This window comes from Kribbella sp. NPDC004536 (assembly GCF_042873835.1).
GTDB lineage: Bacteria > Actinomycetota > Actinomycetes > Propionibacteriales > Kribbellaceae > Kribbella.
This window is the reverse complement of sequence record NZ_JBIALY010000001.1, coordinates 568196-582235: the sequence shown is the minus strand read 5'-3', so window position 1 is coordinate 582235 and position 14040 is coordinate 568196. Positions and strand designations below refer to the sequence as shown.

Here is a 14040-nt window from a genome sequence, read left to right as displayed (position 1 = left end):
GCGTTTCTGGGCTAGCCTCGTGACCGAGAGTCTTTGAGGAGAGCACCCTGCCCATGCGGACACCAGGCAAGCAGAAGCTGCGCGACGCGGTCTACGGCCTGTACGAGCGCCGGCTGACCAGATCGCTGTCGCCGGACCGGATCCCGCGGCACATCGGCGTCATCATCGACGGCAACCGGCGCTGGGCCCGTCAGGGCGGCGACCCGGTGTCGCGCGGTCACGAGGCCGGCGCGAACAAGATCTCCGAGTTCCTGTACTGGTGTGACGACGTCGGCGTGAAGGTCGTCACGGTGTGGATGCTGTCCACCGACAACCTGACCCGGCCGGCCGACGAGCTGGAGCCGCTGCTGCGGATCATCGAGCAGGCGGTCGAGGAGCTGACCGCGATCGGCCGCTGGCGGATCCACCCGGTGGGCGCGCTGGACCTGCTGCCGAGCAGTACGGCGGAGACCCTGAAGGCGGCCGAGACCGCGACCCAGGACGTCCAGGGCATGCTGGTGAACGTCGCAGTCGGGTACGGCGGCCGCCGCGAACTGGCCGACGCGGTCCGCTCCCTGCTCCTGGAGGAGGCGGCGAAGGGCATCTCGATCGAGGAACTGGCCGACCGGGTCGACGTCGAGCACATCGCCCGGCACCTGTACACGAAGGGCCAGCCCGACCCGGACCTGGTCATCCGGACGTCGGGTGAGCAGCGCCTGGGCGGCTTCCTGCTGTGGCAGAGCGCGCTGAGCGAGTTCTACTTCTGCGAGGCGCTCTGGCCGGACTTCCGGCACGTCGACTTCCTGCGGGCGATCCGGAGCTACGCCCAGCGAGAACGCCGCTTCGGGACGTAGCACCCCGGCCGCCCCTGCCGCACCGCCTGCAGGTCGTACGGCGGCGCAGGTAGTACGCGTACGTCGCGGCACCGAGAGCTGCGCCCCAGACGGTCCAGAGCATGCCTGGGGCGTTGATGGCCCAGTTGTCGCCGTCGAGTGGCAGTCGGGCGTTCATCAGCCCGGCCGGGATCAGTACGACGGCCACGAGCGAGGCCGGGACGATCGCGAGCAGCGGCGGTACGCGGCGGCCGGCCTTGAACCAGATCCAGCGCGGGTAGACCTCGCCCCAGCGGTGTACGAGCCCGTGAGTGAGGACACCGCCCGCGACGCCCATCACGGCCAGGCCCAGACCCATTTCGAGCATCCCCGGCGTGTCGGCCATCATCCGGTGAAAGTCCTCGCTGATCCCGACCGGCCAGCCGAAGTACCAGGCGACCCGGGTGAACTCGTACGGCAGGTTGGCGACCACGGCGACGGCCACAGCCCACCTGCCCCATCGCAGCGCTGACGCAGGGCTCTGCCACGCACGCTCCTCCGGTCCCCGGCCGCACGACACGCAGCCGCCTCGAGTACGGCGGTGGTAGGCGATCGCGGTTGCGGCCCAGACCAGCCCGCCGACGAACAGGATGATCAGGTTCACGCGGTGCCAGTACAGGATGTCGCCGACGCCGCCCTGAGGCCCGGGTACGCCGGTGAACGCGAAAACGACCAGTGCGGGTGCAAGAGCGACCACCGCGATCAGTGTGTAGTCAGGAATCACCAGGGCGAGCACCACGGCGAGTACGGCGGCTACGGCCTGCAGTACTAGCCCGCGCGGCCTCGTACGCGTCATCACGAGCGCGAGCACCGCGCCGCCCAGCCCGGTCCCTGCCATCACCGGGGCGACCACGTGGTACGACGTACCCTCCAGGATCGAGCCTGTCGCGCGGTCGTTCGGCACCGGAGCGAACGGGAAGCCGGAGCCGCCGAAGGACCAGTAGAGCCCGAGTAGGCCGTAGACGAAGGACCAGAGCGCCGTGGCGTACCCGGTCCACACCGGCCAGTGCTTTCTCATGTACCGAGCGTCGCCGCATGGGACCGGGTACCGGATCACCCAGGGGAGTGACGATGCTCCCTCGGGCGATTGAAGGTGTAACGCCGTGTTAACCCCGTGGCCGGGCGTGTCGGGCTGCGCCGTTTGCAAGCGACTTCTACTCTGGCAGAGACGGTCGGAGGGGAAGCCGGCTGTCACGGGAGGCCCGATCAGTTTGAGAATCTCGTTCCAGCCGGTTGCCCCATGAGGGGCCGAACGGAGTCCCCGAGACCTCAGGTCTCGAACTCACTGATCGCCATTGCCGCAGCTGCGGCGCGGACGGGGTCAACACCGGACCCCGAGGGCGGCACCCGACCCATCACCTAACCACTGGCGGGCCGGGGCGAGGGTGTACGTCACGGCCTAGAAGAGGACGTGCGACATGGCCATCCACGCCAAGGCGTCAAGTACCTCATCAACACCGGACCAGCGCACCTTCGTGCTGGACACCTCGGTGCTCCTCTCCGACCCGCACGCGATGCTGCGGTTCGACGAGCACGAGGTGGTCGTCCCGGTGGTCGTCGTCACCGAATTGGAGGCCAAACGGCATCACCCCGAGCTCGGCTACTTCGCCCGTACGGCGCTGCGACTGCTGGACGAGCTGCGGATCCTGCACGGACGTCTGGACGCACCCCTGCCAGTGGGGGAGAAGGGTGGGACGCTCCGGGTCGAACTGAACCACACCGACCCGGAGACCTTGCCGGCCGGGTTCCGGCTCGGCGACAACGACAGCCGGATCCTGGCCGTGGCCTGCAACTTCATGGCCGAGGGCAAGGACGTGACGCTGGTCTCGAAGGACCTGCCGATGCGGGTGAAGGCGTCGGCGTGCGGCCTGCAGGCCGAGGAGTACCGGGCCGAGCTGACCCTGGAGTCCGGCTGGACCGGGATGGCCGAGCTCGAGGTCGGTACCGCAGTCGTCGACGACCTGTACGAGAACGGCGCTGTGGAGCTGCCGGAGGCCGGGGAGTTCCCGACCCACACGGGGCTGGTGCTGCTGTCCGACCGGGGCAGCGCGCTCGGCCGGGTGATGCCGGACAAGCGGATCCGGCTGGTCCGCGGCGACCGGGAGGCGTTCGGGATCCGCGGCCGGTCCGCCGAACAGCGGGTCGCCCTCGACCTGCTGCTGGACCCCGACGTCGGGATCATCTCGCTCGGCGGCCGTGCCGGTACGGGCAAGTCCGCGCTCGCGCTCTGCGCCGGCCTGGAGTCGGTGATGGAGCGCCGCCAGCACAAGAAGGTGGTCGTGTTCCGGCCGCTGTTCGCGGTCGGCGGCCAGGAGCTCGGGTACCTGCCGGGCTCGGAGTCGGAGAAGATGCAGCCGTGGGCACAGGCGGTGTACGACACGCTCGGGGCGCTCACCAGCGGTGACGTGATCGACGAGGTGATCGACCGCGGCATGCTCGAGGTACTGCCGCTGACCCACATCCGCGGCCGGTCGCTGCACGACGCGTTCGTGATCGTCGACGAGGCCCAGTCGCTGGAGCGGAACGTACTGCTCACGGTGCTGTCCCGGGTCGGCGCGAACTCGCGGGTCGTACTCACCCACGATGTCGCCCAGCGGGACAACCTGCGGGTCGGCCGGCACGACGGCGTGGTCGCCGTGGTCGAGCAGCTGAAGGGGCACCCGCTGTTCGCGCACGTCACGCTGACCCGCTCGGAGCGCTCGCCGATCGCGGCGCTGGTCACCGAGATGCTGGACGACCTCCAGCTGTAAGGGGCATCGGGGTAGTTAGGTAGTAGCTTTCTGTAAAGCCAAGGTAAGAACGGTGCGGTCGCCACGCGGCGGCCGCGCCGTTGTTTTGTGACCTGCTTGTGATCACGGACGGTTTACGCCAGAGTATGTTCTCGTTGCAGCCGACGGGGGTCGGGTTTTCTCGGAAGGACAGATGAAAGCGAAGCGCTCCGTCGCGGTTCTCGCAGTTACCGGAATCGCCGTGGTCTCCGTTGTCGCAGGGATCGACCTCTTCAGCTCTCCTGGGAGCAGCAGTGCGTCGGAGAAGGTGTCGGGACGGGCCGAGATGGCCGTACTGAACAGCGGCAAGGTGATCGCCCAAGACGACAAGCCGTCCGCCGCACCGTCGGGTGCCGCAGCTGCCGCCGCCGACGCGATCCGGATGCGGAACCAGGTCGAGGCGATCGCGCAGCAGCAGGTCGCCCTGCAGAACGCGGCCGACCAGAAGATGGCCGCCAAGAACGCGATCACCCGGCGCTACGAGGCCCTCGAACGGGCCAACCGCTCGTCCAGCGAGGAGCGCGCCAGCCGGGACGCCGAGCGGAAGAAGTACGAGGGCACCCCGAAGGAGGTCGCGATGAACCTCCTCCCCGACCACGGCTGGGGCCAGGGCCAGTTCAGCTGCCTGGAGAAGCTCTGGAACAAGGAGTCCCGCTGGAAGGTCAGCGCGGCGAACCCGACCTCCTCCGCGTACGGCATCCCACAGGCTCTCCCCGGCAACCGGATGGCCGCCTACGGCAAGGACTGGCGCACCAACCCGGTCACCCAGATCAAGTGGGGCCTCGACTACATCGAAGCCACCTACGGCTCCCCCTGCTCCGCCTGGGGCCACTCCCAGGCCAAGGGCTGGTACTGAGGTCAGGTCACAGTCAGCTGGAGGCTGTGCGGCAAGGCAGCGGACGAGGTGCCGACACGTAGCGTGAAGGTGCCTGGTTCTACGCGGGTCCTGTTGTCTGCGTCGACCACGGCTAGGTCCATGGCGGCCAGTGGGATTACCACTGAGGCGGCAGTGCCCGGCTCGAGGCGGACCTTGGCCAGGCCACGTAGTTGCAGGGCGGGTACGGCGACGCTCGCCTCGTCGTCGGTGGCGTACAGCTGCAGCACTGCGCTGCCCGTACGTTTGCCGGTGTTGCGTAGCTCCGCCCGTACCTCTGTGCTTCCGTCCCGTGCGATCCGCTTCCGGCTCAGCCTGACGTTGCTGACGGCAAACGTCGTGTAGCTCAGCCCGTGGCCGAACGGATACAGCGGCGTGGACGGTAGATCGACGTACGAGTCCGCAGCGGCCCGGGAGCCTTTCACGTTGTAGTACATCGGCAACTGACCGACGCTGCGCGGCACGGTGATCGGCAGCCGGCCACTGGGATCAGTCGCGCCGGTCAGTACGTCGACGACCGCCTGGGCACCCTGTTCGCCGGGCAGCCAGGCCTCCAGGATCGCCGGGATGTTCTCGGCCGCCCAGCGGACCGACAACGGACGCCCGTTGATCAGCACGAGAACCACGGATGTCCCCGTGGCGTGCACGGCTTCGAGCAGCTCCTGCTGGACGCCGGACAGGTCCAGCCTCGAGACGTCCGCGAGCTCGCCGTTCGTCCGGCCCGGGTTGAGGTAGCCGCCCTTGGTCTCCTCGCCGAGTACGACGACCGCGACGTCGGCGTTCTTCGCGGCAGCGACCGCGGCCGCGAACCCTGACCGGTCGGTGCCGGTCGTGGCGCACCCAGCCGCGTACGTGATCTGCCGTCCGGTCGCCTTCAGCCGATCCAGGATCGTGGGTACGTCGTGCAGCGCGGGCCAGGCCGAGTAGTCGCCGAGCAGGTTCCGCGCGTCGTCGGCGTTCTGGCCGATCAACGCGATCCGGCGAACACCCGCGTCGAGCGGCAGCAGGTTCTTCTCGTTGCGGAGCAGCACCATCGACTCCTGCGCCGCCCGCAGCGCCAGCTGCCGGTGCGCCGGCCGGTTGACGACCGCCTCGGCCCGAGCGGGATCCGCGTACGGCTGATCGAACAGTCCGAGGCGGTACTTCAGCGTCAGTACCCGTCGTACGGCCTGGTCGAGCAGTGCAGTCGGTACTGCGCCGGTCCTGACGCCGTCGGCGAGGCCGTCGAGGTACGCGTCGTGCCAGCCGAGCCCGATGTCCACCCCGGCGCGCAAGGCCAGCGCACCGGCGCGAGCGGGCGTGGCCGCGATCCGGTCCTTGAGCAGACCCTCGAACCCGATGCCGATCACCACACCGCCGAATCCGAGCTCCTCGCGGAGCAGCTCCGTCAGGTACTTCGGTGACCCGTGCACCGGCAGCCCGTCGATCACCTGCTCGCTCGCCTCGGTCATCAGCGATCCGGCGCTGAAGCCGGCCCGCCACGGCGGCAGGTGGATCAGCCGGAGCTCCCGTTCGCCGAGTTCGATCGACGACCCTTCCAGGCCGCCGACGTTCGGGGACTCCGCGGGGAACGTCACCAGCGACACGGCCGGGCCGGTCCGCAGGTCCGCCTGGGCAGCCGGGACCAGCGCCTCGAGGTAGCGGGTCACGAGGTACGGATCCTCGCCGAACGACCAGATCGAGCGGCCGTAGCGCGGGTCGCGGTTCAGCTCGGCGGGGATCGTGCTGATCGCGTGGATCCCGACGGCGCGGGCCTCCGCACCGATCGCGCCGTACACCTGACCGACCAGCTGCGGGTTCCAGGTCGCGCCGAGCCCGAGTCCCTCGGGGAAGATCGTCGCGCCGGGGCCGATCGAGCCGTGGGTGCCTTCGCTGATCTGGAGTACCGGGATCGCGAGGCTGGTCTGCTGCGCCAGCCGCTGGAGCTCGTTGTGGCGTTCGGCTTGCTGCCGAGGGGTCTTCGGGTGGTCGAGCGGGATGCTGCCGAACAGCGACTCGTTCACCAGCCCGAAGAAGCCGCCGCCGGGGCCGAGGGTGAGGCCGTTGTGTTCCCAGCCGCCGCGGACGTAGCGGTCCTGGTCGGCGGTGGTCGCGACCGGCGTACTGCCCGGGTCCCCGGGGACAACGACCGGCACGTTGAGCTGCGCGATCTTGTCGCCGGTCGACATCGCGGCGATCAAAGCATCAATCCGCCGCCGCACCTGAGTCGGAAGCGGCGCGGCGTCAGCGGGGGCGGCGCCTGCGCTGGTTCGCATGGCGGTGGCTGCTGCTGCGCCGATCGTGCCTGCCACGAAGCCGCGGCGACTGAGTCCGGCGGTCATCGGCCGGCCTCCGGCGTCTGGTGTCCGGCCAGCCACTGGGTGAGCCTGCCGGTCCACTGGGCGTTGTCGGTACGTTCCGTGAACCAGCGGTGGTTCACCAGCAGGTACAGGACGGTGCCGGACTTCAGCTGGAGGATCAGCGGCGCACCAAGCGTCTTGGACCCACCGCCCAGGAAACGCCCGTACAGCTCGGTGAAGTCGTTGCTGACCGCGACCAGTTCCGCCGGATGCACGGTGATGTCGCGTCCCGATTCCCAGCCGGTCAGCTCCAGCCGGTTCGGGTGCAGCCGGACGGTGCCGGCGCGCGGGAAGATCGCCCGCTGGTCGATCGCGGCCCGGAACGAGTCCCAGCGGCGCCGGCCGGCCAGCTCCGTGGCCGTCGTACCGCGGTAGGTGCTTTCGGCAAGGATCATGCTGCCAGCGTGGCCGTCGGTGCGCGGCCGGCGGATCAGTCCGGCGTACGGCGTCGCTGACGTCCGGCGGACCCGTCCCTCCACCGAAAGTCTCGTATCCGGGCGCCACGGGCCGCCGAGGCGTTACGGTCGTCGGGTGGACACGGGGTTCCTTGCCGCACTGATCGCGCCCGGGTCGCGTGCGGCACCGGGGTACGGGCGGTTGACGCCGCGGGACCGGGTCGTGGACGTCGCTTGCGTACTGATCGCGTTCCTGCTCGGGCTGATCGCTGTGGGGGACGTGAACCCGCCGCCGCGGATCGGTCCGCTGCCGCACTGGCTGGACCTGTCGCTGTGCATCGCCGGTGCGCTTTCCTTGCTGCTCAGGCGCCGTTGGCCGGTCGGACTGGCCTGCGTGATGATCGTCGCATCCACGCTGGTCCCGTCTGTTGGTGCGGCGGCCGGCCTGGCGCTGTTCACCGTCGCCGTACACCGCCGTCCTGCTGTGAGCATTCCGCTCGCTCTGGTGTCGGCGCTCTCCGCACTGCTGCAGTTCTGGCTCTTCCCCGTGGCCAATCTGCGCTACGCGTACTGGATCGCCGTCAGTTTCACGGCACTCGCCACGCTCGTCATCGTCGGGTGGGGGATCCTCGTACGGACCAGGCGGCAACTACTAGCGTCTCTTACTGAGCGTGCGGTCCGGGCCGAGTCCGAGCAGCAACTGCGGGTGGAGCAGGGCCAGCGGCTGGAGCGGGAGCGCATCGCCCGTGAGATGCACGATGCGCTCGGTCATCGGTTGTCATTGCTGAGCATGCATGCGGGCGCGCTTGAGTTCCGCCCGGACATGCCCTCGGAAGAACTGTCACGTGCTGCTGGAGTGATCCGTACGAGCGCACGGGACTGCGTAGAGGACCTGCGGGAGATCGTCGGAGTACTGCGGTCCCAGCACACTGCTGACGGGCCAGGGCGTCTGGATGAGCTCGTACTCGAGTCCGAGGCTGCTGGGATGCGCATCGAGCTGCTGGCGGACGTGGAGCTGGCTGAGGTACCTGACGCGATCGGACGGCATGCGTACCGCATCGTCCAGGAGGGGCTCACCAACGCCCGCAAGCACGCGCCGCACCAGCCGGTCCGGCTGTCTCTCCACGGTGGTCCTGGCGTCGGGCTGTCCGTGGAGGTGGTGAACCGGCTTGAGCCCGGTGCGGCGGGCTCTGGGTCGCGGGTCGGGCTGATCGGGCTGGAGGAGCGGGCGTCGCTGGCCGGCGGGCGGGTCGAGCACGGGCCGACAGCGGACGGGGAGTTCCGGCTGGCCGCATGGTTGCCGTGGGTGACCTACGATGACGGGCGTGAGTGATCCGGTCCGGCTGCTGTTGGTCGACGACGACCCACTGGTCCGGGCCGGGCTGTCGAGCATGCTGACTGGTGTCGTCGAGCTCCAGCTGGTCGGTGAGGCCCGTGACGGGCAGGAAGCGGTACGGGCCGTACAGGCGCTGCGTCCTGACGTCGTACTGATGGACATCGGCATGCCGTTGATGGACGGGATCGCTGCTACGGAAGCGATTCGGGAACGGACTGCGGTGATCATGTTGACGACGTTCGGGTCAGACACTGACCTGCTGCGTGCTTTGCGTGCGGGAGCCTCCGGTTACCTGCTCAAGGACGCTACGCCGCGAGAAATCGTCACAGCGGTTGTGAAGGTGGCCGCAGGGGAGTCCGTGCTGTCACCGCAGTCCACACGCCAGCTGATGGACCACGTAGGCGCAGCTGACAAGGAGGTGCGCCGTACGTCCGCACTCGGCGCGCTGCAGCAGCTGACGGAGCGGGAACGGGATGTAGTACTGGCTGTGGCCGAAGGCAAGAGCAATGCGGAAGTGGCTGCTGCGCTGGAGTTGGGACTGGCTACGGTCAAGACCCACCTGACGAACTCCCTGGCGAAGCTGCAGCTCACCAACCGCGTCCAGCTCGCACTGCTGGCGCACGACGCCGGGATGGTGTGACGTGGAGCTGGCAAAGGCCGTGAGTCCCAGGGGTGAGCTGGTGTTGCGGCGACGCGACGGTGGAGCGCTGGAGCTGCGGGTTAACGGTGTGTTCGTCATGGACGACCAGGAGACGTCGAGCGAGGAGCTGCTGGCGTCGGCTGCGCTGGACGCGGTAGTGCACCCGGACCGCGTGCTGGTGGGCGGGCTCGGCCTCGGGTACACGGTCCGCGCGTTGCTCGCCGACGACCGCCTCGGCGAGGTCGTGGTCGCGGAGATCGAGCCGGACCTGGTCTCGTGGATGCGTACCGGCCTGGTCCCTTCGGTCCTCGACGACCCGCGCGTCGCCGTGGTCGTCGGCGACGTCCGCGCCGTGGTCGCCGACCTGCCCGACAACTCGGTCGACGCGATCCTGCTCGACGTCGACAACGGCCCGGATTTCCTTGTCTACAACGAGAACTCGGCCATCTACACGTCCGACTTCCTCGCCACCTGCCACACCAAGCTCCGTACTGGTGGAGTCCTCACCGTCTGGTCCTCCTCCGCGTCACCCGCCCTGGAATCAGCGGTCGCGAAGGTCTTCGGCGCCTGCGGTGTGAAGCCCGTCCCCGTCGAACTCCAGGGCCGGGACGAGTTGTACTACGTCTATCAGGGCAACTTGTAGACCTGTGGCGTTGTCCACAGGTTGTCGATCCGTGCGTTCTGCGGGTGGGCGATCGACGTACTCTGCAGGTATGGGTGATGACGCGGAGTTCAGGATCGAGCACGACACGATGGGCGAGGTGAAGGTGCCTCGGGACGCGTTGTGGCGGGCTCAGACGCAGCGTGCCGTGGAGAACTTCCCGATCTCCGGGCGGCCGTTGGCGCCGGCGCTCGTGCACGCGCTGGCGGAGATCAAGGCCGCGGCCGCGGTCGTGAACGCCTCGCTCGGCGTGCTGGACGCGGACCGTTCGGCGGCGATCGTCAACGCCGCGGACCAGGTGGCCGCGGGGGAGTTCGACGCGGAGTTCCCGATCGACGTCTTCCAGACCGGCTCGGGGACGTCGACGAACATGAACGTCAACGAGGTCCTCGCCACGCTCGCGACCCGGGCGCTCGGCGCGGACGTCCACCCCAACGACCACGTGAACGCGTCGCAGTCGAGCAACGACACGTTCCCGTCCGCGATCCACGTCGCCGCGACCGCCGGCGTCGTCCAGGAGTTGCTGCCGGCGCTGGAGCATCTCGCGGAATCCCTTGCCCGTAAGGGATCCGAGTTCGCCGACGTGGTGAAGTCCGGGCGGACGCACCTGATGGACGCGACGCCGGTGACGCTCGGCCAGGAGTTCGACGGGTACGCCCAGCAGATCCGCCGCGGCGCCGCCCGAGTGCGCGCGACCCTGCCACGGGTCGCCGAGCTGCCCCTGGGTGGTACGGCGGTCGGCACCGGGATCAACACCCCGCCGGGATTCGCGGCCGCGGTGATCACCGAGCTGAACCGGCGGACCGGACTGGAGCTCACCGAGGCCGAGGACCACTTCGAGGCCCAAGGCGCCCGTGACGGGCTGGTCGAGCTGTCCGGACAGCTGAAGACGGTCGCGGTCAGCCTGACGAAGATCTGCAACGACCTGCGCTGGATGGGTTCCGGACCGCGCGCCGGCCTCGGCGAGATCGCCCTGCCCGACCTGCAACCGGGGTCGAGCATCATGCCCGGCAAGGTGAACCCGGTGATCTGCGAGGCGACGCTGATGGTCGCCGCCCAGGTGATCGGCAACGACACCACGATCACCGTGGCCGGTGCCGGAGGCAACTTCGAGCTGAACGTGATGCTGCCGGTGATCGCCCGCAACCTGCTGGAGTCGATCACCCTGCTGGCGAACAGTTCCCGGCTGCTTGCCGACCGCTGCGTCGACGGCATCACCGCGAACGTCGGCCACGCCCGCGCGCTGGCCGAGTCGTCACCGTCGATCGTCACTCCGCTGAACCGGTACATCGGCTACGAGAACGCGGCCGCCGTCGCTAAAAGCGCTTTGAAACAAGGGAAGACGATTCGCGAGGTGGTGATCGAGAACGGTCACGTCGAGAAGGGCGACCTGACCGAGGAGCAGTTGGACGCGGCCCTCGACGTCCTGTCGATGACCCGGCCCGGCTCGTGACGCAGTACTGGGAGCCCGGTACGACGATCGAATGGGTGTACGAGGGGAGTGGCAAGCACGCCGGCCTGCCGAACGTACGGCCGATGACGGTCGTCCGGGACGACGCCGACGGACTGGTCGCCTGGCTCGCGCCCGGTACGCCGCTGCTCAAACCGGTCCTGCCCGACGGTCGCGAGACGCGGCACGCGGGGCCGGTCGCGATGTTCACCGAGGACCGCGTGCTGAAGCTGGACGTGTGGCGCGGGACCGGGATCCTGAAAGTCTCCCCGCCGGGCAAGCCGTGGTCGGTCTGGTACTTCTGGGCCGAGGACGGCGCGTTCCGCGGGTGGTACGTCAACCTCGAACGCGAACACGTCCGCGACCAGGCGTCGCGCCGGACCAGCACGGTCGATCATGTGCTTGACCTGTGGATCAACCCGGACCGCACGATCGAGTGGAAGGACGAGGACGAACTCGAAGGGGCGGTCGAGGCGGGCCGGTTCACGCCCGCCGAGGCGGAGCGGATCGTCGCCGACGCGCACACGGCGATCCGGGACATCGAGGCGTGGACGGTGCCGTTCTGCGACGGGTGGGAGACCTGGACGGCCCCGGCCGGCTGGCGGGTGCCGGCCGCACCGACGACCCACCAGCCGGAACTGATCGCGGAGGAGCTGCACAGCTGACAACAGCTGGGTCACGAGCGCTTGTAACTGGCGGGTACGGGTCTAGCTTGGAGGTATGTACACCATCGAGCTGCAGGCCGAGGAGCTTCAAATGCTGCGCTCGGCCCTTGGGTGCTACCTCCAGGCATTCGGCCACAACGAAGCAGACCTGGTGAAGGCCGCCAGAGCCCTGCTCCTCAAACTCCCGGAGGAAATAGAAACCAAAGCCGGCTAGCCCCGCGACCACCCGGTCAGCGGGGCGGGCTTCGCCGGCGTCCTTTTAGCTTCTCGGACGCACGGTCAGCGGGACGGGCTTCTTGGTGTCTGTGAAGAAGTCGTTGCCTTTGTCGTCCACGACGATGAAGGCGGGGAAGTCTTCGACCTGGATCTTCCAGATCGCCTCCATGCCGAGTTCCGGGTACTCGATCACGTCCACGGACTTGATGCAGTCCTGCGCCAGCCGCGCGGCCGGCCCGCCGATCGACCCCAGGTAGAACCCGCCGTGCTCCTTGCACGCCGCCGTCACCTTCGCCGACCGGTTGCCCTTGGCAAGCATCACGAACGAACCACCCGCCGCCTGGAACTGGTCGACGTACGCGTCCATCCGCCCCGCCGTCGTCGGCCCGAACGACCCCGACGCGTACCCCTCCGGAGTCTTCGCCGGCCCCGCGTAGTACACCGCGTGGTCGCGCAGGTACGCCGGCATCGGCTCGCCCGCGTCCAGCCGCTCCTTGATCTTCGCGTGCGCGATGTCCCGCGCCACCACGAGCGGACCGCTCAGCGACAACCGCGTCTTCACCGGCAGCTTGGACAGCTCCGCGCGGATCTCCGACATCGGCCGGTTCAGGTCGATCCGGACCACCTCGGAGTCGTCCAGGTGCTCGTCGGTGGTGTCCGGCAGGAACCGCGCCGGCTCCTTCTCCAGCTGCTCCAGGAACACACCCTCCGGCGTGATCTTCGCCAGCGCCTGCCGGTCCGCCGAACACGACACCGCGATCGCGACCGGGCAGGACGCCCCGTGCCGCGGCAGCCGGACCACGCGGACGTCGTGGCAGAAGTACTTCCCGCCGAACTGCGCGCCGATCCCGAACTCCTGCGTGAGCTTGAAGACCTCCTCCTCCAGCTCCACGTCCCGGAACCCGTGGCCGACCGGCGAACCGGTCGTCGGAAGCGTGTCGAGGTAGTGCGCGGAGGCGTACTTCGCGGTCTTCAGCGCGTACTCCGCGGAGGTGCCGCCGACCACGATCGCCAGGTGGTACGGCGGGCAGGCCGCCGTACCGAGCGAACGGATCTTCTCGTCCAGGAACTCGATCATCCGCGTCGGGTTCAGTACGGCCTTCGTCTCCTGGTACAGGAACGACTTGTTCGCGGAGCCGCCGCCCTTGGCCATGAACAGGAACTTGTACGCCGGGTCGCCGTGCTGCGGTGTCGAGTACAGCTCGATCTGCGCCGGGAGGTTGGAACCCGTGTTCTTCTCGTCCCACATGGTCAGCGGGGCCATCTGGCTGTAGCGCAGGTTCAGCTTGGTGTACGCGTCGTACACGCCGCGGCTGATCCACTCCTCGTCGGCGACACCGGTGAGTACGCCCTCGGACTTCTTGCCCATCACGATCGCGGTGCCGGTGTCCTGGCACATCGGGAGGACGCCGCCGGCCGAGATGTTCGCGTTCTTCAGCAGGTCGAGCGCGACGAACCGGTCGTTCCCGGACGCCTCCGGGTCGTCGATGATCCGCCGCAGCTGCTCGAGGTGCGCGGTGCGGAGGTAGTGCGAGATGTCGTGCATCGCTTCCGCGGTCAGCTGCTGAAGTACTTCGGGCTGCACCTGCAGGAAGGTCCGGTCGCCCGCTGTGAACGTACTGACACCTTCGGTCGTCAGCAGCCGGTACTCCGTGTCGTCGGCCCCCAACGGCAAGATCTCGGAGTAGTTGAAGTCGGCAGACACCGGGCATACCTCCAGCAGCAGTGGACTGAACCCCCAAATCCTAGTTCGCACCACCCGCCCACCCGACGCGACCTCCGTCTCACCCACGGGTGAGGCAATCCTCACCAGCTGCAGCACCCGCCAAGCCCGCCGTACAGGAG

General features: G+C 68.7%; 12 protein-coding genes. 9 read left to right on the top strand and 3 right to left on the bottom strand.

The genetic code is table 11. From position 1 onward, the window contains the following. Positions 1-53: 53 nt before the first annotated feature. The 3 genes from ACFYRU_RS02785 to ACFYRU_RS02775 all read left to right on the top strand — a co-directional run bounded on the left by ACFYRU_RS02785 (position 54) and on the right by ACFYRU_RS02775 (position 4475). Complete coding sequence (locus tag ACFYRU_RS02785) at positions 54-833, top strand: isoprenyl transferase (RefSeq protein WP_387652298.1); 780 nt, start codon at positions 54-56, stop codon at positions 831-833. 1436 nt (positions 834-2269) lie between these two features. Next, the gene (locus ACFYRU_RS02780; RefSeq protein ID WP_387652297.1) at positions 2270-3601 is read left to right on the top strand and encodes a PhoH family protein; all 1332 of its coding nucleotides are present in this window, start codon (positions 2270-2272) and stop codon (positions 3599-3601) included. Positions 3602-3773: 172 nt separating this feature from the next. Next, complete coding sequence (locus ACFYRU_RS02775) at positions 3774-4475, top strand: hypothetical protein (protein ID WP_387652295.1); 702 nt, start codon at positions 3774-3776, stop codon at positions 4473-4475. A gap of 2 nt (positions 4476-4477) precedes the next feature. Here ACFYRU_RS02775 and ACFYRU_RS02770 read toward each other — a convergent pair whose 3' ends face one another. Together ACFYRU_RS02770 and ACFYRU_RS02765 are read right to left on the bottom strand one after the other, a co-directional pair. Next, entirely contained in the window at positions 4478-6814 is a 2337-nt protein-coding gene (locus ACFYRU_RS02770) for a glycoside hydrolase family 3 C-terminal domain-containing protein (RefSeq protein ID WP_387652293.1), read from the bottom strand. Next, positions 6811-7227 (bottom strand): hypothetical protein, encoded by a 417-nt coding sequence (locus tag ACFYRU_RS02765; protein WP_387652291.1) that lies wholly within the window; start codon positions 7225-7227, stop codon positions 6811-6813. The genes ACFYRU_RS02770 and ACFYRU_RS02765 overlap by 4 nt, the downstream gene beginning before the upstream one ends. A gap of 136 nt (positions 7228-7363) precedes the next feature. Here ACFYRU_RS02765 and ACFYRU_RS02760 point away from each other — a divergent pair, with 136 nt between their 5' ends. The 6 genes from ACFYRU_RS02760 (at position 7364) to ACFYRU_RS02735 (ending at position 12193) form a co-directional block, all read left to right on the top strand. Continuing rightward, positions 7364-8560, top strand: coding sequence for a sensor histidine kinase (locus ACFYRU_RS02760; protein WP_387652289.1), 1197 nt, complete (start codon positions 7364-7366; stop codon positions 8558-8560). Beyond that, positions 8553-9203, top strand: coding sequence for a response regulator (locus tag ACFYRU_RS02755; protein ID WP_387652288.1), 651 nt, complete (start codon positions 8553-8555; stop codon positions 9201-9203). Before ACFYRU_RS02760 ends, ACFYRU_RS02755 begins: the two co-directional genes overlap by 8 nt. Positions 9204-9243: 40 nt before the next feature. After that, entirely contained in the window at positions 9244-9846 is a 603-nt protein-coding gene (locus ACFYRU_RS02750) for a hypothetical protein (protein ID WP_387652286.1), read from the top strand. Positions 9847-9916: 70 nt separating this feature from the next. Continuing rightward, complete coding sequence (locus tag ACFYRU_RS02745; protein ID WP_387652284.1) at positions 9917-11317, top strand: class II fumarate hydratase; 1401 nt, start codon at positions 9917-9919, stop codon at positions 11315-11317. Further along, positions 11314-11979: a DUF402 domain-containing protein gene (locus tag ACFYRU_RS02740; protein ID WP_387652282.1), complete on the top strand. Its 666-nt coding sequence runs from the start codon at positions 11314-11316 to the stop codon at positions 11977-11979. The genes ACFYRU_RS02745 and ACFYRU_RS02740 overlap by 4 nt, the downstream gene beginning before the upstream one ends. A 55-nt stretch (positions 11980-12034) precedes the next feature. Next, positions 12035-12193, top strand: coding sequence for a hypothetical protein (locus ACFYRU_RS02735; protein ID WP_185759128.1), 159 nt, complete (start codon positions 12035-12037; stop codon positions 12191-12193). A 45-nt stretch (positions 12194-12238) separates the two neighbouring features. Here the strand turns inward: ACFYRU_RS02735 and ACFYRU_RS02730 are convergent, their stop codons facing one another. Then, positions 12239-13900 carry a fumarate hydratase gene (locus tag ACFYRU_RS02730; protein WP_387652280.1) on the bottom strand — a complete coding sequence of 554 codons (1662 nt, stop codon included), beginning with the start codon at positions 13898-13900 and terminating at the stop codon, positions 12239-12241. Between the last annotated feature and the right edge of the window lie 140 nt (positions 13901-14040).

Excerpts from the sequence above, each read along its gene's own strand:
- ACFYRU_RS02785 (WP_387652298.1), top strand. The coding sequence starts at position 54 with ATGCGGACACCAGGCAAGCAGAAGCTGCGCGACGCGGTCTACGGCCTG.
- ACFYRU_RS02780 (WP_387652297.1), top strand. The coding sequence starts at position 2,270 with ATGGCCATCCACGCCAAGGCGTCAAGTACCTCATCAACACCGGACCAG.
- ACFYRU_RS02775 (WP_387652295.1), top strand. The coding sequence starts at position 3,774 with ATGAAAGCGAAGCGCTCCGTCGCGGTTCTCGCAGTTACCGGAATCGCC.
- ACFYRU_RS02770 (WP_387652293.1), bottom strand. The coding sequence starts at position 6,814 with ATGACCGCCGGACTCAGTCGCCGCGGCTTCGTGGCAGGCACGATCGGC.
- ACFYRU_RS02765 (WP_387652291.1), bottom strand. The coding sequence starts at position 7,227 with ATGATCCTTGCCGAAAGCACCTACCGCGGTACGACGGCCACGGAGCTG.
- ACFYRU_RS02745 (WP_387652284.1), top strand. The coding sequence starts at position 9,917 with ATGGGTGATGACGCGGAGTTCAGGATCGAGCACGACACGATGGGCGAG.
- ACFYRU_RS02735 (WP_185759128.1), top strand. The coding sequence starts at position 12,035 with ATGTACACCATCGAGCTGCAGGCCGAGGAGCTTCAAATGCTGCGCTCG.